The sequence below is a fragment of the Streptomyces sp. CNP082 genome, assembly GCF_059570535.1.
The window spans coordinates 1-25024 of sequence record NZ_JCANSZ010000078.1 but is presented as its reverse complement, the minus strand read 5'-3'; the positions used below and the strand labels follow the sequence as shown (position 1 = coordinate 25024).

The window sequence follows — 25024 nt, the reverse complement described above, 5'->3', positions numbered from 1 at the left end:
GGTCATTAACTGGCGCTCTGCGGCGCGTCCCCTTGTTGCCGGTCGGCAGCTCCAGGAGAGCCGGGGGCGGCAGTGTCACAGGGGCCCTCACGGAGCGACCACGCTAGGCCGTCACCCCGACTCTCACCGGACTTGCACGCACACCCTCGCAGGTGTCGCAGGAAGGAGCCTGCACTAATGACCTCGCGCACGCACACCGACGACGCGCACCCCTACCTCCGCGCCGCCAGCGCCGGGATCCGCCACCACACCCGCGCCCTGACACGCCCGGGACCGGACCCGGCCCCGACGGCGGACCGCCCGCATCTCGACGTGCTGCACGCGCACCTGACCGCCGTGCACCAGCTCCTGGACCACCTCGCCGAGACCACCCGGCCCCGGCTTCCGGCGGCCGGCCGCCGCCTGGCCGCCGCGCACACCCGCCTGTGGCAAGCCGCCGCCGAACTCCACGACGCCTTCCACCTCCTGCCCACCATCACCGCCGCAGACGACACCGAGGCCCGAGCGTGCCGTCCGGAACGGCTGCCCGAAGGGCCGCCGGTGCTCACGATCTGCCAGCGGCACCTCGCCGCCGGCCACAGCATCCGCCGCAAGACCACCCCCACCGACCACCGGCAGCCCCACACCACTAGCTGCACGCGATGAACCACCGGCCCGCCCGCCGCGCCGTCCGCGCCTCCGCCTCACCGCTGTTCACCCCCCACGGAACCGACCGCGCCGACCGCAAAGCAGCCCGCCGCCGACTCGCCGAAGCCACTGCCGAGGTACGTGCCCAGGCCGACATCCAGCAGACGGAACCCGCGTCGGCCGGGAGCGAGGCGGCGGTCGCCCTCTACCCCGCAAGTGGGCGCCCCGGGCCCTCCTCTGCCCGCAACAACCGGCTGAAGCTGCCCGCCCACCGCATGACCACGGCCGTGGCCGCCGGCGCGTACCCCTTCCTCGCCGAGGGGGGCCTGGGCGCCGACGGCATCTACATCGGACGCGATGTCCACGCCGAAGCCAGCTTCGTCTTCGACCCCTTCGAGCTGTACGGCAAGATCGCCGGCTTCACGAATCCGAACCTCATGCTGGCCGGGGTGATCGGCCAGGGGAAAAGCGCGCTGGCCAAAAGCATCGCGCTGCGCTCCCTGGCCTTCGGATACCGCGTCTACATCCCCTGCGACCCCAAGGGCGAATGGACCGCCGTCGCCAGCGCCCTGGGTGGCCGGACCGTTGCTCTCGGACCTGGGCTCCCCGGCCGGCTCAACCCCCTGGACGCCGCCCCACGCCCCGACGGCGTTGCCGAGACGGACTGGGCCGGGGAGATCCGCAAACGGCGCCTGCTCCTGCTCGGCTCCCTGGCCCGCACCGTCCTGGGCCGGGACCTGATGCCCATGGAGCACACCGCCCTGGACATCGCCCTCGACCACGCCGTCACCCACGCCGCCGACACCGGCTGGCCACCGCTCCTCGGCGACATCGCCGCCGCCCTCAACAACCCCGGCGTACTCCACGAAGCCGGGGAACCCGGGACCGTGGCGGGGCGCCTCGCAGAAGCGGCCCGCGACCTCGCCCACGCCATGCGCCGCCTCGTCCACGGCGACCTGGCCGGCATGTTCGACGCCCCCTCCACAGTCACCTTCGACCCGAACGCTCCGATGCTCACCATCGACTTGTCCCGGCTCGGCGGCTCCGGCGACGACACCGCCCTCGTCCTCGCGATGACCTGCGCCTCCGCCTGGATGGAAGCGGCCCTGGCCGACCCGCACGGCGGCCGGCGCTGGATCATCTACGACGAGGCATGGCGCCTGATGCGGCACGTCGGGCTGCTGAAGCGCATGCAGGCGCAGTGGAAACTCAGCCGCGGCCTCGGCATCGCCAACATGCTGATCATCCACCGGCTGTCCGACCTGCTCACCGCCGGCGACACCGGCTCCCAGAGCCGCGCCCTCGCCGAGGGCCTCCTCGCCGACTGCTCCACCCGCATCATCTACCGCCAAGAGGCTGACCAACTCCACACCGCCGCCACCCTCCTGGGCATGACCACCGTCGAAACCGACGCCGTCTCCCACCTGGGCCGCGGCAGGGGCCTGTGGAAAGTCGCCGGCCGCAGCTTCATCGTGCAGCACCTCCTGCACGGCCGGGAGTTGGCGCTGTTCGACACCGACGCCCGCATGCACTGAAACATGACTCTCTGCGCAAAATAGCGATCTCGACCGACTCCGGGACATATATAGGAGAAGGATGTACGACACCTCCACCTACCCCTACGGCATCCGCAGAACCAACCCCGACTACCTCCGGACATCGGCGCGGAGCCTCGAAAGGCTCGCAGACCGACTCCCTCGGGCCGTTGCCGGCGGAACAGGCGAAGCCATCAGCAACACGGTCGGTGCGGCGCTCGTACATATCACCTGGGAGTCGACCTGCATCGCCAATGACCTGGTCACCAGTTTCAACGGCAAGGGCAGCGACCGCGACGCACACGCGGCGGCCATCCGCCAGTGCGCAGCACCCCTCGGGCTCGCCCACCGCTACCTGGCCAAGGCCATGGACCGCATCAGCTCCCACCACCATTTCTTTACGCCTCCCACGGGCGCGCAGGCCGAAGCTCCTAAAGATCTGCTCCTGTTCCTGCAACAGGACATCGATCGCGCTCGCGCCGCGATCTACGCCACCGCAGACCAGTTCAAGATCAACGCTTCGCTGCTCGGCAGCCGTCCCATCGCCGTCACGCCCACGCCGGAGTGACCGCAATAAAGACAGGGTCTGCCAGTTCACGCTCTACCTCACTCTCACCGACCCGGCCGCGTCGCGCCCCGCCCACAGCTCCGCCCACAACCAGGGCGCCCCGCAGCGCAGCGCTGTTCCCGACAAGCCCGCAACACCGGCGCGCACGCACGGACGGACAACAGGGCTCCCCAAGAAAGGGAACCTTCTGATGCAGCACCTGCTGCACGAGGACGAGTCGGCGCCCTTCGAGGAACCGGCGCCGCACCCGGAAGGAGCACTCACCTCCTGAACCTCGATATCCAGCGCGAGTTGATACCCCGTGCCGAGGCCCTCCGCCTCATCCGCGCGCTCGGCACCCTCACGTCCCAACTCCTCGACGCAAGCGCGCGGGCCCATCTGCTCGACGCCGACGGCCGTGTGCCGGACACGCCCTCGTACGCAGAGCTGCTCCAGCACGCCGCCGGAGCACAAGACCTCTCCCGTGACGTCACCAGGCTGACGGCCGACTTCGCCCGCAGCCCTCACAGCACCAATCGCACGGGCAGGGCCGTACTCGGCCGTCTCGCGACCGCGGTGACCATGGCGGGCCACGCCGCACCGCTATTCGCCGAGACCGCCGAGATCGCCCACTTCCTGCACCGCGCCTCCGGCCCAGCCGACAGGGCGCAGCGCGACGACCGCATGGTCATCCAGCACGCAACAGCACGCGCCCATCTGCGGCGTGCATCTGAACTGCTGCGCGACGCGGGCGAGGAACTCGACGAGCACCTCGACCTCCACCGCTTCTTCAAGAAGCGCGGTCGACCCGAAAGCCCCGCACCACCGCCACCTGGCCCGAGCGGTCCCCGCCGCTAGTCCCTGAGCCGGCTACCCGCCTCATGCAACCTGGCAAGGAGATCCTCTGCAGCGCCACGACCACCACAGCGGCTCCGACGCCCCCGAGTACGAGTCCGGCGACGAGCCCCGTCCCAAGTTGAAGCCGGCCCCGCTGGTCCGAAGTCCCCGCCCCGCCCGCCACGCGCCACAACAGCCGTAGCTGCTGGAGGCGGGTCCGTTCAGATGGTGTCTCCGGCCCCGCGCCGCGGGAGCGATCCGCCCGGCGCGCACGCGATCGCCACCGACCTGGGGACGACTCCCGCGATGTTGTGCCAACTCCACGCCCCGGGCAGTGCGGAGGACATGCTCGCTCGGCTCGTGGTGACGACATCCCGCCGCCTGGACGACGTGCACGAGCAGCTCACCGCCCTGGCCCGGCGGGCGGCCGGGGACCTCAACCGCGTCGCACAGGGGCGTGCGCAGATCAACTCGCCGGGCATCCTGCGGCACAGCGCAGTCGCCCTCGACATCCTGGCTGCTCGCCGCGCCGATGCCGTCGAGCACCTCAAGGACCTGATCCACACCTACCAGCACACAACTACCGCCAGCGCCCCTCAGCACCGGCCACCGACGAAGACAACCGTGCCGTCCCGCGGTACCCCCCGCCGCCTCACGTTCCGCCGCCATACCGCGCCGTCTCTGACCCCTCTTTGCCCAGGTACCCCATGCCCCCGCACCGCCCCGACCTGTTCGCCTTCGCCCCGGCCGTGGCCGACCGGCTTCCCGGCAACTGGACCAGCCAGCTCAACCCCACCACCACCGGCCCGGAGCATTTCGCCACCCTTGAACGGCTATGGGACGAAGCCGGCCATGTTGCATCCCTCATCGAGGACTACGTCCACACCGACGATGTGCTGCTGCACGGCCCCGACGGTCAGCAGTTGTACGTCACCCACCGGCCGCTGCGATCCGGCGAGTTCGTCGTCGCTGCCCTCATGCCCGACGACGAAACGCTCATGGAGCATCATCTCGTCGACGTCGACGAGCCCAGGGGCATCACGGTGCCCGCCGATCCGGTGCACGCCGCCGCGCTGATAGCCCGCCGGCTCCTTCCCGCCTACGCCGCAGCCCTACAGGGCCTACAGCGCAACCGCGCCGCACAGCCCGACCCGCCACGGCTGCCGCCCCCGTCCCCGGTCAACAAGATCGTCACCTTGACCTGGTACCCCGACGGGACCTTCGGAGCGCCGTACGCGAGCGTGCCGCCCGCGGCCCGCGCCACGCTGTTCATGAACGGCTTCTGCTACGTCCCCCACCGGCGAGCGCTCGTCCTACCCGCCGGATACGACGGGGACGACCAGGCACGGCGCATCCAGGCGGTCGCCCGCTCGCTCACCGTGCGGGGCATCGGCGTGAACCTCCGCCGCGGCGGGGACCCCGCGCAGCCGGCCCCGGCCCCACCCACGGGCGGGGGCCCGCACCCTCGCCGTGCCCGCTGAGCACCCTCCGGCCGACGTACGCAACGCGGTCTACCATCTGCGCACCCTCGCCGAGCGCACCCACTACACGGCCGATGAGGTGCCCTTCGCAGACCCGTACCACCCCCCGCGCCTGTGCGACCTCGACGACAGCGCGTACGCCATCGCGCGCCTGCTCACCTACCTGGTCCACGACGCGGACATGACCCGCATCACCGGCGTCGGCGGCCGGCGAACCGCACTCGAACAATTCATGATCACCGAGCTGACACTGGCGGCTGCCTCCACGGGACGCGCCCTGGCCGCGCTCAGCGAAGTGATCGCCCCGGCCGGAGCCCGGGCGATCGACCACACTGCGCCGTTCGACTCGGTGGGGAACCGGACCAAGCGGGCCACGCCCGTGGAACTCGACTGGATCCAAGCAGCCCACGCCCACCTCGCGGCCACCTCCCGCCGCCTGCACCAGGCCGCGAGCAGCCTGAACACCCCGGAAACCCCGCCGGTTCCAGCCGCCGCCCCTCCTGCGCCACATCGCCCAGGACCGGCCCGTTCCCCCTGACCGCCCCGACCCGGAGACTTCTTGCTCTCGCACCCCGACTTCGAGGCGCACGACAACGTCGGCCGTGACACCGAACAGATCGAGGCCGCCAGGCACCACATGGCGACCCGCCTCGATCTGATCAGGTGGGCCCGCGTAGACGCCGCGCCGTTCCTGGCTGACCACCCGCTCCCCAGCGGCGCCCTGCCGGAACTCGACCTGGCCGCCTACCGCTCGGCACTAGCAGCAGCCCGGACCCCTGCCGAGGTCAGCGCCGTCACCCAGCACCTGCTGGACGCTGCCGCACCCGTGCTGCAGGCCGTCAGCGACTGCCTCGTCGAGGCCGCGCAGTGGCGCGACCGGCACCGCGACGCCCCCGCGGGCTCCCCGCCCAAACGCCTGATGGCCGCAGCCAGCGGAGCCCTTGAAGTGCTGGCCGTCGCGGACGAAGCCGACCTCGCCCGCCTGCGCGCCGAGTACGATCCCGCACCAGCCCCCCGTCCCCCTTCTCCGGCACCGGGCCGGCCGTCGGGACTGCCCTCGGCTTCGCCGGGTACCCCGTCCGACGGCCAGACACGAGGACGGTAGACCCAGGTGGCCACACCCTCCCCCATCGCCCGCCCCACCGCCACCGGATACGCCGGCGTCTACGTCCACTACGACGGATACCCCAGCGCACGCCCGCCGCTTCTCCTCACCAGCTGCCGCTACCGCTTCCACGGTGACATCGAGGCCCTGGCCCGCCACCGCATCGACGACCTGCCGGATTCAGCAAGCGGCTGGCAGACCTCGGCACCGGCCTCCTCCGCGGCGCTCCGGAAGAACTGCGTCACGCGCTGACCGGCGGCGACGAACACCCCAGCCGCACACTCGAAAAAGTGATCGACCCCGGCGGTGCGCCGACGGCACGCCGCCTCGTCACGCCGACCACCACGCGCAAGACCCGCACCGCCGGCCCGATCGTGGACTGGCGCACCGACCCGCAGACCCCGTTCAGCGACTTCTACCGACTCTGGAAGCCCGGCCCCCGTCGTACGCACCCGCCCCGCATCACCCCCGGTACCCACCACCCCGGCCGGGCCGCGCACCTTCGCCGGCCCGCGCACCGTCCGTCACCAGCGCCACCCTCTGGAGAGCCCCTGTCCGCGTCCGACCCCGCCAAGATCACGGTCGTCATCGCCACCCGGGCGCAGCCCGACCGGCTGGACTACCTCACCGCCATGCACGCCAGCCTCACCCGGCAAACCGTGCCGTGGGAAGCGGTCATCGCCCTCGACGGCGCCGACACCTCCCCACTCCCCGAACCTCTCGCGGCCGACCCGCGCGTACGGCCCCTTCCACTGCCCCGGCACGTCGGCGCCGCCTGCGCCCGCAACCTCGCCCTCAACGAGGTCCGCACGGAGTTCGTCAACTGGGCTGATGACGACGACGAGTTCACCGACGATGCCATGGCCGTGCGGCTGCGCGCCCTGGAGGAGACCGGGGTGGGCTGGTGCGCGGGATACAGCGAGGACCTCCACGAGGACGGCTCCACCACGCTGTGGCGGTGCCCCACCCCGCCCGGCCGGCACCGGGCCGGCGACGTCTGGCGGTTCTGGCCCGACCCGTCGGACACGATCCCGCTCGGCCCGACCACCGTCCTCGCCCGCACCGACCTCGTACGCGCAGCACCCATGGGCGGCCTCGTCCAAGGCGAAGACTACTGCACCCTCGCGGTGACCTGCCTTGCCGACGGAATCCTGCTCCCCCACCCCGTCTACCGCTACCGCAAACACGCCGGCCAGATGACCGCCCAGGACTCATATCACCAGCTGGAGACGGCGGCCCGGCAATTCGCGCACCGCCTCGGCGCCAGCCTGAGCAAGGCCGTCAACACCCGCGGGACGGCGCCCACCAGGCCGCCCGCCGGCCGCCGCTCGAAGACCGCGATGCGCACCCAGCCGCCCCGGCACCGCTCCCGGTCCACTACCGGCGCACCACAGCCCCGGGCACCGAGCTGAGCACACGCCCCGTCCCCCAGACCCGCGGCGGGGGTCGGAGTCGTCCACCCGCCACCGCTTGCCGCACCAATCGCCGCGCATCTTGCGCACCACCCGCACCCGCTGAACCCGCCCGAGTCCCCATGGAGCACACCCATCCACACCACCCGCCGCGCCCTGCCTCTACTCGTCTGTGCCGCGTTGCTCTCTGGGGCCGCCAGCGCCTGCAACAGCGGCGGCGACGCCCCGACCGCGAAGACGAACCCCACCACGCCCGCCGCGCCGAAGCCGGTGCCCGCGCTCAGTGACGCGCAGGCCCGTGCCGTCATCACCCACTACTCGAAGATCAACAACGAGGCCAACGCGCACCGCGACCGCGCCCTGCTCGACACCGTCGAAGACGGTCCGATATACGCGATGTCCGTCTCCGACTACACCGAGACCGAGGGCCTGCCCAAGGCCGACCGCAAACCGTACAAGCCGTGGTCGTACGACACCTCCAGCGCCAAGCTGTACCTCCCGCGCTTCACCGCCGGCCAGGACCGCTGGTTCGCCGCCGCGCTCTCCGGCGAGAAGGGCAAGGACCCCAGCCGCATCGCCGTCTTCGCCGAGCAGCCGAAGGACAAGCGGTGGGAGCTGGTCTCCGTCGTCGACCTCAACGGCACGACGCTGCCGGACGTCGCCCTCGACAAGGACGGCTACGCCATCGCGGTCGCCGCCACCGGCAACAAGCACCTCGCGGCCGACCCCGACGTGCTGCGCACCGCGGTGATCGACAATTTCGCGACCGGTGGGACAAACACCGGCGACAAGGTGTTCCACCCGACGAAGGCCAGCAAGCAGCAGATCAAGGTCCACGACGAAACGACCGGCAAATTCGGGGAGTCGGGCACCACTTCCTTCGCCGCGGGGGCCAACCGTTTCAAGGACGCCTACGCGCTGGAGACCGCCGACGGCGGCGCCCTGGTGCTGTTCGCCCACACGCACAGGCAGACCGACGCCGTCGCGCACTCCGGGCTTCAGATCAACCCCGACAAGGACGACAACGCCTGGCTGCAAGGCATCCCGCGCACGTCGGTGACCTACACGTTCGTCTGCATCGACGCCGCCACCGTGCCGGCGAAGGCGGCCCCGTCCCGCCTGATCAGCTACAGGTGCGCCCGCACCGATGCCTCCGGCCCGCCCGCCGGCTCCGCACCGACGGACCGCGCATAGCCGCACGGAGGGCTCGCTTGTCCATGCCCCACCCCGCCTTCGAGCTGTACGACAGCGCCGGCCCCACCACCGAGCCGGTCGCCGCCCATCGCGAGAACCGACCGGGCGCCGACGACCTGCACCGCTGGGCCGCCCACGACGCACGGGAGTTCAGCGCCCCGCTCCCCGCCGAGGACGCCGGTCAGCGCATCAGCGACTGGACCCGGCACCTCTACCGGGTCCGCACAGCCGCCGAGTTGAATACAGTCGCGCAGGACATCCTGGGCAACGGGCACAGCGGCCTCTCCGAGCTGCACCGGTTCCCGGAGACCGCGGCCAAGTGGTGCGAGCGCAACCAGGAACCGGGTATCGCCGCGCGCTCCCGCAAGCACGCCGGCCAGATGACCGCCCAGAACCCGTATCACCAGCTAGAGACGTCGGCGCGGAAGTTCGCGCACCGGTTCGGCGCCAGCCTGAGCAAGGCCGTCAACACCCGCAGGACCTCGTCGACCGCGCCCGCCGGCCGCGGCTCGAAGACCGCGATGCGCACCCAGCCGCGCCAGCCCTTCCCGAGCAGGCAGGTCTGATGGCATCGGGCACCGCGCCGAACTCGGAAGGTTCTCCCCCTCCGAAGGCAGATGTTCTCGCGCTGGGAGCAAACAGATTCCGCCGGACGATGTTCGCCATCGCCCGCGAGGCGGACAGGGCACTCGACAGGGCCAGCGACAGCTACGGCCGTATCGATTATGCCGACGCCGCTGCTGCCGCTCTCGCCCGCCGTGACCAGGCAGCCGTCGAGGCGTACGCCGAGCATCTCGCCCCGTACGCAGCCGCTCTGCTCGCCACTGCCCGGCAGTCCCTCGACGAGCTGCCGCCGGCACGGCACGTCGCCGACTGGCGCCGGCTGCTGGATGTCCTGGAAACGTCCGCCGCGACGATCCACCGGTCCCTGGAACATCCCGCCGATCCCGGTTCGGCCGCCGAACGCGCCCAGCACCGGGTCGTGTGGCCCCACCTCGCCGTCTGGGCGGACCACGGCTCGATCGCCGCCGTCCTCGCCCGCCGGCAGCAGCGGCCCTCCGTCACACTGACCGGCGAGGAACAGCATCCCTCCAGCGAAGCGGTCCACGACGTCCTGCAGCGCGGCGAGCTGGAGCTGACCGACTCCTGGTACGCCGCCGACGGCCAGCAGATCACCCTCGCCCGCCTGCCCGACAGCCGCAACCTGCCCGTCGTCGCGCTCCGCGGCCACCCGGATACCCCGACCTGCCAGGTCATCGGCCGCTACGCACACGAGAACGCGGCCATGCAGGCGCTGCCCGCTCCGGTCCCCGCGGGGGTCCTCGACCCGAGGTCCTCCCGCTTCAACCGTGCGGCGTCGGCACCCGAGGTGCCGCTGCAACGCCTCATCCGGGACGTCGTCGAGGCCCAGGAGGCGCCGGCCGCGGCCAACGCGGTCCTCGGCGCCACCAGCAGCGGCTACCAGGCAGGCCCCATGGCGCGCCTGCAAGAGCTCCTGGAGACCGCTAGCCGGTTCGCCGCGGCGCTTCAGACGGCGCGGGGCCGGGAGATCGCCGCGCGCCTTGCCGCCGCCGGCCGACAGCTCGGGTTCCTGACGGGCGAAGTCCGCGAGGCAGCCGAGGACCTCGCCGCCACCGTCGCGGTGCTCCCGCCGCACCGCACACCCCAGCCGCATACCGGCCCGCGTCCGGCCGTGCAGAGCATCGCCCCGGCCGCTCCGCCGCCTGCCTCCGCGCCCGCACCCCGCCGCTAGCCCCCCTGCCGAGAGAACGCCTGTTGTCCTTGACCACAACCGCCGCGCCGCGCATCACCTACGGCGCGGTGTTGGGCAGCCCTCACGTGGCCCGGCTCCTCGGCGCCACCCTCGTCGGCCGCCTGCCCAACGGCATGGCACCTCTCGCGATCCTCTGGTGGGCGGTCGCAGCCCACGGCGGCCTCGCCTTCGCAGGGCTGCTCAGCGCCGTGTACGGGCTGGCGGCCTCACTCGCCCAGCCGATCAAGGGCCGCCTGATGGACCGCCACGGACAACCCGCCGTACACCTGCCGACCGCGCTGGCCAACTCGACGCTCCTGGCAGCCCTACCGCTGACCGGCTCATACGGCGGGCCGGCCGCCGCCACCGCGGTCGTCGTGGCCGCCGGGCTGACCACACCCGCCCTGGAAACGGGACTGCGCGCGCTGTGGCCGAGCGTGCTGCCCGACCCCGGTCTGCGGCATGCCGCGCTCGCGCTGGACACCGGCTCGCAAGGGCTGCTGTACATCGCGGGCCCCCCGTTGGCCGCCGCCCTCACAACCACCCACAGTGCAGCCCTCGCGCTGGCCGCCACCGCCACGCTCGGCCTGGTCGGCGCCGTCGTCGTCGCGTCTGCGCCGCCGACGCGCCGCTGGCGCCCGGCCACCACCGCCGTCGGCGCGACGGCCGGGCCCGGGCGTCGACTGGCCAACCCGGGCCTGGTGCTGCTGTTCGTGGCTCTGGTCGGGATCGGGTTCGCGATCGGCGCCATGAACGTGTGGGCGCTGGCGATGGCCGAGCGTCACCAGCAGGGCATGCTGTCGGGCACCCTGCCCGCCGTGTTCTCGGCCGGCAGCTTCCTCAGCGGACTCATCTACGGACGCCGCACCTGGCCCGGCACCACCACTGGCCGGCTGATCGCCGCCGCCGGGGGGTTCCTGGCCGGGTGGCTCCCGCTGCTCGCCCTGCCGGGCCCGTACGCGGCCATGGCCGCGATCGTGCTCCCGGGCGCGCTCTTGACCGTGGTGATCGCCTGCGCCTTCGTGACAACCGACGCGCTCACGCCCGTAGGACGCACCAGCGAGGCGTACGCCTGGCTGCTGCTGTCAATCGGCACCGGCGCCTCGGTCGGCACCGCCCTGGCCGGACGCCTCGCCGAGCAGCCCCTCGCCGGCGCCGCACTCCCAACCGCCGGCGCCGCGTTCGCGCTGACCGTTCTGCTCGCCGCCCGCCGCCACCTCACGACCGCCTGCGACCGGCCCCGCCGCGGCCGGCACCGCCGCCCCGCGCGGGGCCGTCACCGTGCCCAGTGAACCCCCGGGGGGCCACCCCGACGTTTTCCCGCCACCACCGATTGGAGATCCGCCTTGCCCGAAGCACCAGCAGAGCCGTTCATGACGATCCGGCACACCATCACCGGCGAGATCACCACCACCGGCTACAACGCCGCCGCCCGGCGGATCCTGCTCCAGGCCGGCTTCGAAGAGACGCCAGGCTGCGCCTGCCGAGCGACGGAACCCGGTACGGAGCCGACGCACGGGCCTGCTGGGCAGCCAGCGAGCTGCTCGTCGCCGGCCATCCCCTGCACCTGGACCGAGCCCTCGGTCGGCCCGTGAGCGCCGACGGTACGCCCCGGTCGGCCCGGTCACCGATGTCGGCACAGTTCGTGATCCGCTCCGAGAGCGGCCAGCCTCTCCGGCGCATCGCCAACCCCGCCCGCACCCGCACCTGTTGAAGGGGCCTCGTTTTGACCACACCCGGAACGCCCACCAGTCCAGCGCGCACCAAGGGCGGCGAACTACGGGCCAAGGTAGCCGGACTGCTGGCCGACCGGCCGGCGGACACGCTCACCATCGGGGACATGGCCAGGCATCTGGGCCACTCCCACGGCGCCGTCCGCAACGCCGCCCTCACCCTGGTGCGACGCGGAGAGGCCGACCAAGGCGGAACCGGACAACCGCAGTTCCGCGCGAACGCGAAAACCGCCGCAGCCGCGCGGACCGCTGTGATCAGCCCACCGGGCACCCACTCTCCGCGCGCCCGGGCGGCCACGGCCCGCACGACCATTCCCGCAGCAGCCACGCCCAGGCAGACCGGCCCGATCCGCCGCGCGGGGGGCCAGGTCTACCACCCCCGGGAGCTGGCCGATCTGCCCGACGTCGAAGCTCTGAATCGGCTGCGCGACGCCGACGTGCCGGTGCTGCTCTACGGCCCTCCGGGCACCGGCAAGACGAGTCTGGTCGAGGCGGCGTTCCCGGACCTGCTCACCGTCGCCGGTGACGGCGACACCACGGTCGGCGACTTGATCGGCGAGTACACGCAGGACGACGCGGGAGCCTACGTCTTCCAGTACGGTCCGCTGGTCACCGCGATGACCGAGGGCCGCGCCCTGCTGATCGACGATGCCACCTTGATCTCACCGATGGTGTTGGCGGCGCTGTATCCCGCGATGGACGGGCGCAGGCAGATCCAGGTCAAGGCCCACAAGGGCGAGACCATCAAGGCCGAGCCGGGCTTCTACGTGGTGGCGGGCCACAATCCCGGCGTCCACGGGGCGGTTTTGACGGAGGCGTTGTCGAGTCGGTTCAGCGTGCAGATCCAGGTCGGCACGGACTATGACCTCGCTCTGGCGCTGAGGATCGATGCCCGGGTGGTCCGGGTCGCCCGACACCTCTCCCGCCAAGTCGAACTCGGGGAGCTGGGCTGGGCCCCCCAGCTTCGGGAGCTGCTCAGCTACCAGAGGACCGAGGCCGTCCTCGGCACCAAAGCCGCGCTCGCGAACCTGGTCGGCATCGCCCCTGTGGAGGATCGCGACGCCGTCGCCGACGCCGTCATCAAGGCCGTCGGCGTCAAGAAGATCGCGCCCCTCACCCTCGGCAAGCAGCTCCCCGCCTCGGCCGTCCGGCAGCCCCCGAGCACCGGCTCCGCACTCCGGGGCCGCTCGCGGTGAGCGTCCACCACCACGTCCAGTCCCCCGCCACCACGCCGGACGACGACGCCGACCTCGCGCGATGGGACGACGACGGCGCCCCGCCCGCGCAACCCCGCACCTCCCCCGGCGCGTGGCTGCGCGTGGGAGCCGAACTCGGCGATCGGCTGGTCGCCCTCTCCGGCCGCCAGGACCTCCTCGTCACCTGCCGCCCCGGCACGCGCAGCGGCGCACCGGCCGCCTATTTCCCCACTCTGGGCGAGGTCGAGTTCGACGCCGGCCTGTTCGCACCGCTTAAGCCCCAGGAGATCCATCCGCGGATCGTGGGCGACGAGGAGCGGTATCCCGCCGCCTGGGGAGTGTTCGTCCACGAGGCCGCGCACGCGGCCCACTCCATCTGGACGGGGCCTGCCGGAGCGAACCCCCGTGTCGTCGAGGCCGCGCTCCTGCTGGAGGAGAGCCGTGTCGAAGGCGCACACCTGATCACGCGGCCCACGGACCGCACGTACCTGCGCACCAGTGCCCGAACCCTGGTCATGCCCGACATCGCCCACCCCACCTTCCAGGGCATCGAGCACGCCGCCGCCGTGGCGGCCCTGGTCCTCGGCCGCCGTGACGTCGGCATCCTGGACCCTGGCGAGACCCGGGCCGTCGCCGATCTGTGCGAAAAGGTGCTGGGCGCAAATCTGCTGGCCACACTCACCCGCATCTGGACCGCAGCGCACAAGTGCGCCGACCACGACGCCACGACCATGCTCGCGCACGCGAAAGAATGGTGCGACGCTCTGGACACCGCGGCCCCCGCCCTGCCCGTGCCGGAGAACCTCACCGATCTGCTGTCCGGCGCCGTGGGGGTCGTCATGGACAGCGCGGCAGCCACCGACGCCGCCGACCTCGCGGCACAGGCCGCAGCGACCAGCGCCATGGCCGCGCAGTCCAAGGCGCAGGCTCAGGACCGCGCCCAGCGGGCCGGCCAGCGACGCAAAGCCGCCGCCACCGCCAAGTCGGTCTTCAACGCCCGTGGCGCCACCGTCACCCCCGACGGCACACCGGCGCCCTACAGCAACCCGGTCACCGGCACCCGCAGGCCCACCACCGCCGAGAAGAGTGCCGCCGCCCGCCTGAGCCGCGCCCTGCGTGCCGCCGCCTACCGCGAGCGGACCGAGGAGCGGACCACCAGCCCCACCCCGCCCGGCCGCCTCAACATGCGCGCGGCCCTCGCCCGCGACGCTCAGCGCGCGGCCGGGTCGGTCCCCACCGCGGAACCGTTCACCCACACCCGCCGCCGGAACTCCCCCACACCACCGCTGCGTGTGGGTATCGCCGTCGACGTCTCCGGCTCCATGCGTGCCGCCTGCGCACCCGTCGCGTCCGCTGCCTGGATCGTGGCACGCGCAGCAGCCCTGACCGACCCCGACTCCCACACCGCCACCATCGCCTACGACACCCACCTGACCGCACTGAACCGACCCACCCACCGGGCACCAGAGCGCGTGACAACGTTCGCTGCCAACGGCAGCAGTCACAACCTCGCCAACGCCCTGGACGCACTCGACCACGGCCTCGAACTCAGCCGCCCCGGCACCGGCCGCCTCCTCGTGATCGTCACCGACGCCATCTACACCCCCGACGAAACCGCTCAAGCCGTCACCCGCGTCAAGCAGCTCACGACCGCCGGCTGCGCCGTACTCCAGCTCACCCTGACCGCCGAGTCCCACCACTTGCCGGGGACCACCTTGCTGCACCTGCCCCAGCCCTCCAGCGCTCCCGCCGCCATCGCCACGGCAGCCACCGACGCCATCCGCAGGACACGCTGAGACAACGCAGAAGACAGAAAGCAGGAACAACCACATGGCAATCCGTACGCACTGGACCGTCGAGCATTCCTGCACCCACGACGCCGTCCACGACCTGTCCGACCGCCCGGCCGACCGGCGCGCCGGGTTCGCCCGCTGGCTCGCCGAGCGGGACTGCCCCGACTGCTGGAAGGCAGCCCGCGACGCCGACACAGCCTCCCGGCAGGAGTGGCTCNCGGCCCGCCGTGCCGAGGAGCAGCAGGCCGCCACCGACTGGGCGCACCGGTTCGACATGCCGCCGCTGGAAGGCCCGGCCAAGGCCCTGGCCTGGGGCGAGCGCACCCGTCACCACCTGATGGCCGCGGCGTACACCGCGCTGGTCGCCGAAGGCACCTGGGACGAGACGGACTGGGCAGAGCAGGAGGACAAGGCCCGCTCGATCACCCGGGCAGGGTGGTGGATCGATCAGCGCGACGCCGACGGCTGTGACCTGCCCGAACTCCTCGATGCCGCAGGAGAAGACGACCGCGGGACACAGAACCCGTTCCGCTGAGCGGCGGGGAACATAGCCGGTGATCGCCGGTTAGGCAAACCGGCGAATCTCCGGACCATTGATCCTCCGCCCCGTCTGGTTCTCGTGGAAGGAACCGCATGCCCGTGCCCCCACCGCCCACCCCGGTACTCGCCCCGACGCCGGACCCGCTCACGCCCGACCGGGACATCACGGCACAGCACTTTTGTGCCGGGGAAACCGTCGTCGTCTTGAAGGGCGTCGCCGGTGGCGACTTGTGGGGAGATGCGATGCGGGTGGTCGCCCCGTCGTGGCACACCCCGACCGAGGAGAACGGGTGGCGGCTGCGCAACGCGACCGGCGGCACGCAGTCCTATGTCACCGCCCACCCCCGCTACCTCGTGCACCTCTCGCGCCGCTGCCCGGACTGCCTGATCCACCTACGTGCCATGGAGGACACCTTCCTGCCGAAGTTCGCCGGCAGCGGCGACATCATCGACTGCGGCTGGTACAGGATCAACGCGCTCAACTACCTGATCCACGTCGCGGACAAGCGGAGCGGCTGGTGATCCCCCGCATACACCCGCGCGCTCACACCGCCGTCGTCGCCCTCATCCGGGCCTTGGGGCGGCCGACGGTACCGGAGGAGGTGTTCACCGAGCGCACGGTTGTCGCCCACTGGCCCAGCCTCGATGCCTACACCCACGACGGCGAGCAGCGGACGTGGACGTTCACGCAGTGGGCCGATCACCTCAACGACCCGTACCTGGAGCACCCGTTCGCTGTCAGCCCGCAGGGCGACCGGCATGCGCTCTTCCACCTCCATGTGCGGTTCACCCGCGAGGACCGCACCCTCGCCCGCCCGGAGTGGGCCGAAGTCGCCCACCGGCTCGCCCGCGCCGCCGGCGTCGAGATCCCCGGCAGCACGCCGCCGCAGAAGTGCCACTGGATCGCCGTCCAGGCGCAGCCGGGACGGCTGGACCTGATCGCCAACCTCATTCGGCTCGACGGAGCGTGGTACGACCCACCGGCCGGCATCGCGCAGCGCGTTTCGGACGAGGCCCGGCGTATCGAGCAGGACCTCCGGCTGACTGACGTCGATACCGACAGCACCCCGTCGCCCGGCCGCCCGCTGCCCACGGCACGTGCCCAGCTCGCGGACGTCCTCGCCCAGCTCGCAGACGAGAAGTCCGGTCCGCTGGCCGCCGTCCGCGGCCTCGTGGAACACACCGCCCGGCAGGCGCCCCGCCGGCCCACCACCGCCGACATCGGCACGGCGCATCGTCTGGAGCTGATCGCCCGCCGCATCCACGCCGTCCAGCAAGACCTGGACACCACCGCACACGAGATGGCCCAGCCCTGCGGACCCGCCGCATCAGCAGCCGAGCAGCCCTCTGCCCACCGTTCACGGTAGAACAGCGCCTTCTCCTTGCCCCTCGCCAAGAACGCCGAACGGCTGCTTGATATCCGTCGCGACCCGCGCACCGGTGAACTCCTCGCCCGCGGCGGCGATCCCGTCGCGCACAGCATCCTGCAGCACCGGGTTCGTCGCGGTCCACCGCCTGAACGAGACCTGCCACCGCACCCCCGCCGGCCTCACCGAGGACGACCAGGAGCGTCTGGGCGCCGAAGCCGTCGCCCGGCTGCGCGGGGCCGGCTACCACGTCGACTGCGACGAGACCATAGACACCGCCGCACGGCCCGCTGGCTATCTTCCGCTGGGCGCCGGCGTCGCCCGCCTCGCCGACCTCCTCCACCAGGCCACCACCTCTGCGCAGGCGGCCCGCGTGCTCACCGAGGTGACAGCGGCCGACGACGGCATCCTCGGCGCGCTGGACGACGTCCTTCGTGCCGCCGCCGACTTCCACGACGGTCTCAACGCTGCGGCAGACCCGCACCTCGCCCGACGCCTGCGCTACCTCGCCGACAACCACCTGCGGGTCCTGCATAGCGCCCTTAGCCACACCCGCAACGTGCTCTGTGACCGCAACGACCCGCACCCCGCCCGCAGCGCCCGCACCGGGCAGGCTCCCGCATCCGAGCGGGACCGCTTGGCCGCCCGCTCCTCACCGCTCAAGCCCGCCGGCGCACCGCCCGCGCCGCCCAGCGGGCCCGCGCCGCGGCACTGACCCGCCCCAGCCCCGTCAAGGACACCATGCACGATCACGACACCGGGCGCCTGGCCTCGTACGCCGACGTCCTCGCCGACCAGCTTCCCGGCACCTGGACCACCGCCCACCTGCCAGCCGAGGACAAGGACGACCTGTCCTACCACGCCGATCTCGCCGACTTGGCCGAGCGCATCTGGGACCTGGATCTGGCTGCCGCCTTTCTCGCGGAGCAGCCCCTGCGCCGGGCCGCCGTCCTGAGCCGCCCGGACGGCGCCCAGCTCGCCCTCCTCGACCGCCACGACGCATCCGACGGGTTCCTCATCGCCGCCGTCGCTCCCCGCGCCCTGCCCGACGTGGCATACCGCACCGTCCGCGAGCCCAACGGCATCGCGCTGGCCGGCGATCCCTTCCTGGACGCCGAGCAGGTCACCAGCGACCTCCTCGTGCGCTACGACACCGCGCTCGCCGAAGTCCGGCACAACTCCCTGGGCGGCACCCAGCCGTCCCAGCCCGACCGGCTCGTGCTGACCTGGCAGCCCGACGGCAGCATCGCCACCGCCCCCGTCGGCGAAGCCGCCGGCCCTGTCCTGACCGCGGCCGGGTTCATCCAGAACCCGCACACCGGCATCTACAGCCTTGGCGCCGACGACACCCGGGCCCAGGCGCGCGCGGTGCGCGCGATCGGCCCGCAGCTCGACGCCCTGGGCATCGCCACAGCGCTGCAGCACCCCACGGGCCGGACCGCGTCCGCGTCCGCCCCAGCCACCTCGCCGTCCCCCGTAACCCGCCAGACACCGGCCGGCAGAACGAGGTGAGGCAGACAGAGCCCACCTTCACGCTGCCGGAGTACGTCACCCTCACCAAGGACCCCCGCACCGAGCTGGTCCTCGCCATCGGCGGAACCAAGCCAGCGGCGGCCATCCTCCAACTGGGCGGCTTCTTCCCCTCTCACGGCTCTCACGGCCGGCGCCACGACTACCACCGCCTTCCCCACACCCACACCCTCACCGCCGAGCAGCAGCGCGTGAAAGCCACCGCCGCCTCGCACGCCCTGCTCACCGCTGGCTACAGCGTCTACCTCGACCCCGCCCTGAACACACTGGCCACGCCGGACAGCGACCGCGACGCCGCGCTGCGCTACCTCGACCAGCTCGCCGAGCGGGCCTCCAGCGCCGAGACCGGCACGGAGATCGCCGAGATCCTGACCGAGATAGCGGCCCCGTCTCAGGGCCTGTTGCCCCTCACCGAGAAAGTGGTCGTCCGGGCATGGCTCACCGCTCCCCTTCTCTTCGACGCCGACACCGAGACCGGTTCCCTCGCGCAGCTCGGGGCCGCAGCCCACTCGCTGTCAGACGTCGCGCACCACATCCGGCGCGCCCGCACCCACGCGGCACGTACCCCGCCTCCAGCAGCCACCACGACGACACCGCAACCCCCGGCCACCCCGCCGGGACACCGCCGCTGAACCCGCGCCACGCCCATCGCCAACTGCCCCCTCGGAGAATCCCGTAGCACCCCGCACTCCCCCGCCGATCACCCACCGTCTCAGGCCCCGGCTCGCGACCGCCCTGTTCCGCGGCTACATGCGCGCCTGCACCCCGGCCGCCTGCGACCGTGCCCGGCTGCTGGCCGGCGCCCGCCCCGAACCCGCCGCCACCGAAGTCCGCCGGGTCGGCCACCGCCACCACCACTGACCGTCTCCCGCCCTGGAGCCGCATGCCCCACCCCGATCCGTACGCCGAGCGGCTGACCGACGAAATCACTCACCGAATCGCACTGCTCGCCGACCAGCTCTCGCAACTCCCTCCCGCCCAGGGTGCACAAGCAATCGCGCAGGTCGTGGATCCCGAGCCGGAGCAAGGTCTCCTCGGCAGCGTCACCCACCTCCTGGTCGTCAGCGCCATGTTCGCCAAGGACCAGACCTCACGCGGCGCTCTCCCGCCGGAGGTGTGGCTGGCTCTTGGCCGTGCCTCGAACACGCTCCACGACATCGCTCTCGACCTGGACGGGCACCTCGACACCATGCGCCACGTGAGCACCCCCTCCACCCCGGCGGAAGCGGCGCCGCCGACTCCCCCGCTGCCTGACTCCCGGCGGCGCCGGTGAAGAAGAAGCAGTGGAAGGGCCACGGGCCGGTGCCGGGCTGGGGTGCGGGTGAGGAGGCCGAGCAGCACTACCTCGTCCAGCCCCGCGCTCTGGCCGGCGGCGGGGACATCCGGCACGTCTCACACTTCCTGCACGCCTCGGGATGGCAGGACAAGTCGAAGGCGGGCGGCCCTCTGGTCATGGAGAGCCCCGACCGCACGATCCGCCTCGCCTACAACCCGCACGTCCTGCCCGGAGGATGGGCGATCTACGCGGACGCCAACGGCCGGGACGACGGCTGGTGGGCGCACCTCGGCCGGCAGACACCGGTGGAGATCGTCGCCGGGCTGACCGACGCCCTCACCCGCCCCCGCAACGCGCACGCACCCGACGTCTGGGCGCCCCTGCAGCAGCAGGGCTGGAACGCGCGTGCCGAGGGCCGGCACTACAGCGCGACGAGCCCCGACGGCAGCGCCTGGATGCAGTACCACCACAAGTCCGAGGGAGAGGCGATGTGGTGGGCCGGGGCGAAGGATGCGCAGGGCAACGGGTGGAGCGCCCAGTTCTCGATCAGCACCCCGATGCACCTGGTGCAAGCCTTCACGACGGAACTCGCCAGCCCCGAACCGGTGATGCGCCCGCGCGGGCGCGTTCCCTTCAGCGCGCAGATCCGCACCTGGTCGGTGTCCGTGCTGCCCTCCCAGCTCCGCGCCTGGCAGCAGACCAGGATCACGGCCGCCCGCGCCGCCGCCTGGACACCCAGCAGCGCCCAGCGCGTCCGGCCGCGCACCACCCCAGCCCGCCCCTACGCGCCCGCCGGCGCACGAACCCGCCGCTGACCCCGCACCCACACCCGAGGAGACCGATGCCCGAACCCACCGCCGAGGACCTGCGCGCCGTCACCGAGACGCTGTCCCGCCTGACCGACTACCTGCGCCAGGGCCCCGACCCCGACGAAGCCCTCGCCCTCGTCGAGCCCCTCCTCGACGAATACACCGGCCTGCCCGTCCAGTTCGCCGACACCCTTCGCGCCCTGGCCCGGGCCCTGCACGACCACCCGGATATCCCCCGCACCACCGAGGCCGGCCTCCTGATCGCGCAGCTTCGCGCCGCCGCGTCGGCGCAGGCAGACCAGCACGCCCTCCACCACCTCCTCGACGACCTCCGCGACCTCTGGCAGTACGGCGCGAACGAACCAGGGTGCGCCTGGTGCCGCTGACCGACCGGCTTACCGCCGCCTTCGCCGACACGCACGCCTGGCAGATCCCCTACGACACCAGCCCCCGCCACCTCGCCGACCCGGGCGATCCCCGCCACGTCAGCCCGCACCTGGTCGGCGCGTTCACCGCCGCCCTCGTCGACACCACGCCCGTCCTGCGTACCGGGCCCCGGGGCAGCCTCCCGATCCACGACCCGAAACTCATCACCCGCCAGACCGTGGCCGTACGCGCCGACCTCCTCGCCACCGCCCTGGAAGAACGTGTCCGTTCCCTCGCCGGCAGACTCACCGGCCCGCCAGCACGCCCGAAGCCAGCACAGCCGAAGAACCGCCGCACCCGCTGACCCCTCGCGCCCCCGCCCGGAAGCACCTGCCCCTTGCCCCCTCCCTCCTCCCCGAACGGTTCCACCGACGGGTACGACCTCATCCTGCGCCTGATCCTCGGCGCCGTCGCCGTCGTCGTCCCGCTGTCCCATCTCGCCTGGCTGTGCGGCAACATCACCGCCCACCTCACCGGGACCGACCAGGCCCCTTACCAGCCGACCGACGCCCTCCTGCACCCCGAACAGCTCTGGCCCGACGCGAGGAGGACGTCCCTGCTGATCGGCGCCCGCATCGCGCCCGCCGCCGTCTTCCTCGCACTGGCAGCGGCGGGGATCGTCCTGTGGATCCGACACCGCAAGCGCAGCGGCCGAAAGAAGAAGACGCCCGAACTGGCCGGGGCGCGGGATATCGAACCGCTGATGGCCAAAGCCACCACCGCCAAGGCCCGCTCCCTGCGCCCGAGCCTGAAGACCAGCAAGCACATCGAAGCCCACGACACCGGCGTCCTGCTGGGCAACCTGCACGCCACCCGGCACGAAGTCCGCATGGGCTACGAGGACGTAGCCGTCGCGATCATGGCGCCCCGTTCCGGGAAAACCACGGGCCTGGCGATCCCCGCGATCCTGGCCGCACCCGGGCCGGTCCTGCTCACCAGTAACAAGGCCGCCGGCGACGCCTACACCGCCACCCTCGCCGCCCGGGCGACGGTCGGACGGGCCTGGTCGATGGACCCGCAGCAGATCGCCCACGCCGCCCGCGCCATGTGGTGGAACCCGCTGGCCGACGCCACCACCCTCGACGGCGCCGGCCGCCTCGCCGGCCACTTCCTCGCCGCCTCCGTCGACGCCAGCGCGCAGGGCGACTTCTGGTCCAAGGCCGGATCCAACATCCTCGCCCAGCTCTTCCTCGCCGCCGCCCTCGACGAACGCCCCATCACCGACGTCATGCAATGGCTCGCGTTCCCCGCCGACCGCACCCCGCTGGACATCCTGCGCGACCACGGCCACACCGCGGTCGCAGCCCAGCTCAAAGGCACCGTCGAAGGCCCGCCCGAAACCCGCGACGGCATCTACGAGACCGCCCGCCAGTACGCCGCCGCCCTCCTCGACCACAAGATCGCCTCCTGGATCACCCCCCAGAAGGACGTCCCCGAGTTCAAGCCCGCCGCCTTCGTCACCTCGACCGACTCGCTGTACCTGCTGTCGAAAGACGGCGGCGGCGGAGCCTCCGCCCTGATCGCCGCATGCGCGGACAGCGTGATGCGCGCCGCGACCACCCAGGCCGAACGCGCCGGCGGACGACTCGACCCCCCGCTGATCGCGATCCTCGACGAAGCCGCCAACGTCTGCAAAATCAGCGACCTGCCCGACCTGTACAGCCACCTCGGCTCACGCGGAGTCATCCCGATCACCATCCTGCAGTCCTACCGCCAAGGCCAGAAGGTCTGGGGCGACGCGGGCATGGACGCCCTGTGGAGCGCAGCCACCATCAAGATCATCGGCAGTGGGATCGACGACCCCGATTTCGCCGACAAGCTGTCCCGGCTCATCGGCGACCACGACGTCGAGACCACCTCCACCTCCCACTCGGAATCCGGCAAGTCCACGTCGATCTCGATGCGGCAGGAGCGGATCCTGCCCGCGGACGCCATCCGCGCCCTGCCCAAAGGCATGGCCCTGTGCTTCGCCACCGGCATGCGCGCCGCCATGCTCACCCTGCGCCCCTGGTACCTCGAACCAGGCGCCGCGGACCTGTCAGCAGCCTCCGCCCGCGCGTCGAAGGCGATCACCGCCCGCGCCATCGCGAAACACACGCCCACGCAAGCCGACTTCGGACCCGCAGCGTGAGCGAGACCTGCCTTCACCTGGTGCCCGTCCGCTCCCGCGACGCCAAGGAGTTCGTCCGCCTGTGGCATCGCCACCACCGGCCGCCCGTCGGGCAGATCTTCTCCGTCGGTGCCACCGACGAGGGCGGCGTCCTGCGCGCCGTGGCCGTGGTGGGCCGCCCCGTGGCACAGGCACGGCACCTGGACGACGGCACCACCCTGCTGGTAATCCCGACCGCCAGCGACGGCGCACCCAACGCCAACTCCCTGTTGTACGCGGCATCGTGGCGCGCGACCAAGGCCCTCGGATACCGGCGTCTGATCACGTACACGCAAGCGGGCGAGAGCGGCGCCTCTCTGCGCGGCGCGGGCCGGCACCTGATCGCCAGCCGTCCGCCCCGGGCCGGATGGCACACCCCCTCCCGCCCCCGGTCCAGTCACGGCAACGACCACGTCACCCGCTTCCTCTGGCAAGCCCCCTGAAACCGCATGCCCGCGCCAAGCAGCTGGTGACCCCACAGCAGAACGGAACCCGGTCCCCGATGAACCCGACCGCGCCTGCCGAGCACCTTCTCGACCTGGCCATGCAGTTCACCCGCCACAACGATGACCTGGCCCAGCTCCGGGTGACCCTGGCCCGGCACGGATTGTCCGGCTCCAGCCCCGCCACCGCCCTGACCCACCACGCCGCCGTCACCCAGCGCCTGGCCAACTCGGCGATGGACATCGTGGACATCCTCAAGGCCCAGCAGATGTACCACAGCCCCGCGATCCGCGCCGTGTACGCACGGGTGTGGCAGCTCGCCTACCTGGTCAGCGACTCCACAGACCACCTGATGGACGCCGTGAACATCATCGACGACACCCGCGCCGGAATCCCCGCCCTCACCGGGATCCCGCCCCTGAGCCACCAGGAAGCCCTCGGTGAGGCCGGCCGCCGCGTCGAACTCGTGCGGGAGCTGACCGCACTCGGCGCCCCCGACGCCTTGGCCACCGCCGAGTTGTTCGTCACCGACCGGCGCCGCTGGGGCGCGCCCCCACAGCATCAGCCGCCCTCGCTGTCGCCCACCCAGCACGCCGCGCTGCGCGCCGTCGCGCAAGGCGAGGTGACGATCGCCAACGGCAAGCCGCAACTCCACCGCGACGGCATCCGCCTGTCCATCAGCACCATCCGCTCCCTGGAATCCGCCGGCCTGGTTACCCGCGCCCCCTGCCCGCTGCTGCTGCACGACGAGCGCATCCACCTCACCCCCGACGGGCGCCGCGGCCTGACCGCCGCCTTCGGCCGGGAACGGCCCCCGAAGCCCACCACCCGCCCAGCCAGCCGTCCGGCCACCACAGCGGCACGCACGCCGACCCGCTGACCCCTGCCTCTCCTCCCATCCAAGGGGGACGACACCCCGGAGCGCCCGCTGACCCCTCCGTCGACCTCACCGAAGAGATCCACCACCTGCGCCTGTCGGCGTACTCCTTAACCTCGCGCTTTCGCGAGGTGGGCTGTCCGTTGGCTGATCAAATGAGCGAGGAGTGCATCTGACCTGGGACGATGGGACTTGTCTAGGGTCCTGTTCGTCGTCAGGAAAGCTGCACTCCTCAGGTGAAGAAGAGTATCGGGTCGTACCCTCGCTTGCGTGTCCGGGACGACGGCCGACAGGTCGTCTCACAGGCCGGTTCGGTCCTGCTCGTGGAAACGGTCCGCAAGAGTGGGCTTGACCAGGCCATATCCGCGGCTCTTGCTCCGTGGCGGAAGCCGC

At 72.1% G+C, this 25024-nt stretch carries 28 protein-coding genes and 2 pseudogenes; all 30 read left to right on the top strand.

Features of this window, described 5'->3' with window-relative positions:
* Nucleotides 1-177 precede the first annotated feature (177 nt).
* Nucleotides 178-645 (top strand): DUF6238 family protein, encoded by a 468-nt coding sequence (locus B124_RS34150; protein WP_496506906.1) that lies wholly within the window; start codon nucleotides 178-180, stop codon nucleotides 643-645.
* The gene (locus B124_RS34145; protein ID WP_496506905.1) at nucleotides 642-2162 is read left to right on the top strand and encodes a VirB4 family type IV secretion system protein; all 1521 of its coding nucleotides are present in this window, start codon (nucleotides 642-644) and stop codon (nucleotides 2160-2162) included. The genes B124_RS34150 and B124_RS34145 overlap by 4 nt, the downstream gene beginning before the upstream one ends.
* 61 nt (nucleotides 2163-2223) lie before the next feature.
* The gene (locus B124_RS34140; RefSeq protein WP_496506904.1) at nucleotides 2224-2730 is read left to right on the top strand and encodes a hypothetical protein; all 507 of its coding nucleotides are present in this window, start codon (nucleotides 2224-2226) and stop codon (nucleotides 2728-2730) included.
* Between the two features lie 291 nt (nucleotides 2731-3021).
* Nucleotides 3022-3567 (top strand): hypothetical protein, encoded by a 546-nt coding sequence (locus tag B124_RS34135; protein WP_496506903.1) that lies wholly within the window; start codon nucleotides 3022-3024, stop codon nucleotides 3565-3567.
* 686 nt (nucleotides 3568-4253) lie between these two features.
* Nucleotides 4254-5027, top strand: a complete 774-nt coding sequence (locus B124_RS34130; RefSeq protein ID WP_496506902.1) for a hypothetical protein — start codon at nucleotides 4254-4256, stop codon at nucleotides 5025-5027.
* Entirely contained in the window at nucleotides 5017-5565 is a 549-nt protein-coding gene (locus B124_RS34125) for a hypothetical protein (RefSeq protein ID WP_496506901.1), read from the top strand. Before B124_RS34130 ends, B124_RS34125 begins: the two co-directional genes overlap by 11 nt.
* A 21-nt stretch (nucleotides 5566-5586) precedes the next feature.
* A complete protein-coding gene (locus B124_RS34120; RefSeq protein WP_496506900.1) occupies nucleotides 5587-6132 on the top strand; it encodes a hypothetical protein in 546 nt (181 codons plus the stop codon).
* A gap of 6 nt (nucleotides 6133-6138) precedes the next feature.
* Nucleotides 6139-6384 (top strand): hypothetical protein, encoded by a 246-nt coding sequence (locus B124_RS34115; RefSeq protein ID WP_496506899.1) that lies wholly within the window; start codon nucleotides 6139-6141, stop codon nucleotides 6382-6384.
* Between the two features lie 380 nt (nucleotides 6385-6764).
* Nucleotides 6765-7415 (top strand): annotated as a pseudogene (locus tag B124_RS34110) (glycosyltransferase family 2 protein); the annotation flags it as partial.
* A gap of 309 nt (nucleotides 7416-7724) precedes the next feature.
* The gene (locus tag B124_RS34105; protein ID WP_496506898.1) at nucleotides 7725-8738 is read left to right on the top strand and encodes a DUF8094 domain-containing protein; all 1014 of its coding nucleotides are present in this window, start codon (nucleotides 7725-7727) and stop codon (nucleotides 8736-8738) included.
* Between the two features lie 23 nt (nucleotides 8739-8761).
* A complete protein-coding gene (locus B124_RS34100) occupies nucleotides 8762-9304 on the top strand; it encodes a hypothetical protein (protein ID WP_496506908.1) in 543 nt (180 codons plus the stop codon).
* An 89-nt stretch (nucleotides 9305-9393) separates the two neighbouring features.
* Nucleotides 9394-10491 (top strand): hypothetical protein, encoded by a 1098-nt coding sequence (locus B124_RS34095; protein ID WP_496506897.1) that lies wholly within the window; start codon nucleotides 9394-9396, stop codon nucleotides 10489-10491.
* A gap of 23 nt (nucleotides 10492-10514) precedes the next feature.
* Nucleotides 10515-11783 (top strand): MFS transporter, encoded by a 1269-nt coding sequence (locus tag B124_RS34090; RefSeq protein WP_496506896.1) that lies wholly within the window; start codon nucleotides 10515-10517, stop codon nucleotides 11781-11783.
* A gap of 81 nt (nucleotides 11784-11864) precedes the next feature.
* Entirely contained in the window at nucleotides 11865-12086 is a 222-nt protein-coding gene (locus tag B124_RS34085) for a hypothetical protein (protein WP_496506907.1), read from the top strand.
* Nucleotides 12087-12217: 131 nt separating this feature from the next.
* Nucleotides 12218-13420 carry an AAA family ATPase gene (locus tag B124_RS34080; RefSeq protein ID WP_496506895.1) on the top strand — a complete coding sequence of 401 codons (1203 nt, stop codon included), beginning with the start codon at nucleotides 12218-12220 and terminating at the stop codon, nucleotides 13418-13420.
* Complete coding sequence (locus tag B124_RS34075) at nucleotides 13417-15216, top strand: hypothetical protein (protein ID WP_496506894.1); 1800 nt, start codon at nucleotides 13417-13419, stop codon at nucleotides 15214-15216. The genes B124_RS34080 and B124_RS34075 overlap by 4 nt, the downstream gene beginning before the upstream one ends.
* A 34-nt stretch (nucleotides 15217-15250) precedes the next feature.
* Nucleotides 15251-15748, top strand: a complete 498-nt coding sequence (locus tag B124_RS34070; RefSeq protein WP_496506893.1) for a hypothetical protein — start codon at nucleotides 15251-15253, stop codon at nucleotides 15746-15748.
* Nucleotides 15749-15846: 98 nt separating this feature from the next.
* A complete protein-coding gene (locus B124_RS34065) occupies nucleotides 15847-16275 on the top strand; it encodes a hypothetical protein (protein WP_496506892.1) in 429 nt (142 codons plus the stop codon).
* The gene (locus B124_RS34060) at nucleotides 16272-17120 is read left to right on the top strand and encodes a relaxase/mobilization nuclease (RefSeq protein ID WP_496506891.1); all 849 of its coding nucleotides are present in this window, start codon (nucleotides 16272-16274) and stop codon (nucleotides 17118-17120) included. The genes B124_RS34065 and B124_RS34060 overlap by 4 nt, the downstream gene beginning before the upstream one ends.
* A 73-nt stretch (nucleotides 17121-17193) precedes the next feature.
* The gene (locus tag B124_RS34055) at nucleotides 17194-17835 is read left to right on the top strand and encodes a hypothetical protein (RefSeq protein WP_496506890.1); all 642 of its coding nucleotides are present in this window, start codon (nucleotides 17194-17196) and stop codon (nucleotides 17833-17835) included.
* Nucleotides 17836-17861: 26 nt separating this feature from the next.
* Nucleotides 17862-18632, top strand: a complete 771-nt coding sequence (locus B124_RS34050) for a hypothetical protein (RefSeq protein ID WP_496506889.1) — start codon at nucleotides 17862-17864, stop codon at nucleotides 18630-18632.
* Complete coding sequence (locus tag B124_RS34045; RefSeq protein WP_496506888.1) at nucleotides 18629-19282, top strand: hypothetical protein; 654 nt, start codon at nucleotides 18629-18631, stop codon at nucleotides 19280-19282. Before B124_RS34050 ends, B124_RS34045 begins: the two co-directional genes overlap by 4 nt.
* Nucleotides 19283-19533: 251 nt before the next feature.
* On the top strand, nucleotides 19534-19923 hold the full coding sequence (locus B124_RS34040) for a hypothetical protein (protein WP_496506887.1): 390 nt from the start codon (nucleotides 19534-19536) through the stop codon (nucleotides 19921-19923).
* Nucleotides 19920-20741 (top strand): SPDY domain-containing protein, encoded by an 822-nt coding sequence (locus tag B124_RS34035; RefSeq protein ID WP_496506886.1) that lies wholly within the window; start codon nucleotides 19920-19922, stop codon nucleotides 20739-20741. Before B124_RS34040 ends, B124_RS34035 begins: the two co-directional genes overlap by 4 nt.
* A gap of 26 nt (nucleotides 20742-20767) precedes the next feature.
* Nucleotides 20768-21121, top strand: coding sequence for a hypothetical protein (locus B124_RS34030; RefSeq protein ID WP_496506885.1), 354 nt, complete (start codon nucleotides 20768-20770; stop codon nucleotides 21119-21121).
* Nucleotides 21112-21465: a hypothetical protein gene (locus tag B124_RS34025; protein WP_496506884.1), complete on the top strand. Its 354-nt coding sequence runs from the start codon at nucleotides 21112-21114 to the stop codon at nucleotides 21463-21465. The genes B124_RS34030 and B124_RS34025 overlap by 10 nt, the downstream gene beginning before the upstream one ends.
* A 33-nt stretch (nucleotides 21466-21498) precedes the next feature.
* Nucleotides 21499-23292 carry a type IV secretory system conjugative DNA transfer family protein gene (locus B124_RS34020; protein ID WP_496506883.1) on the top strand — a complete coding sequence of 598 codons (1794 nt, stop codon included), beginning with the start codon at nucleotides 21499-21501 and terminating at the stop codon, nucleotides 23290-23292.
* Nucleotides 23289-23753, top strand: coding sequence for an XF1762 family protein (locus B124_RS34015; protein WP_496506882.1), 465 nt, complete (start codon nucleotides 23289-23291; stop codon nucleotides 23751-23753). Before B124_RS34020 ends, B124_RS34015 begins: the two co-directional genes overlap by 4 nt.
* Before the next feature lie 59 nt (nucleotides 23754-23812).
* Nucleotides 23813-24634, top strand: a complete 822-nt coding sequence (locus B124_RS34010; RefSeq protein ID WP_496506881.1) for a winged helix DNA-binding protein — start codon at nucleotides 23813-23815, stop codon at nucleotides 24632-24634.
* A gap of 233 nt (nucleotides 24635-24867) precedes the next feature.
* Nucleotides 24868-25024, top strand: a pseudogene (locus B124_RS34005) (IS1380 family transposase); the annotation flags it as partial.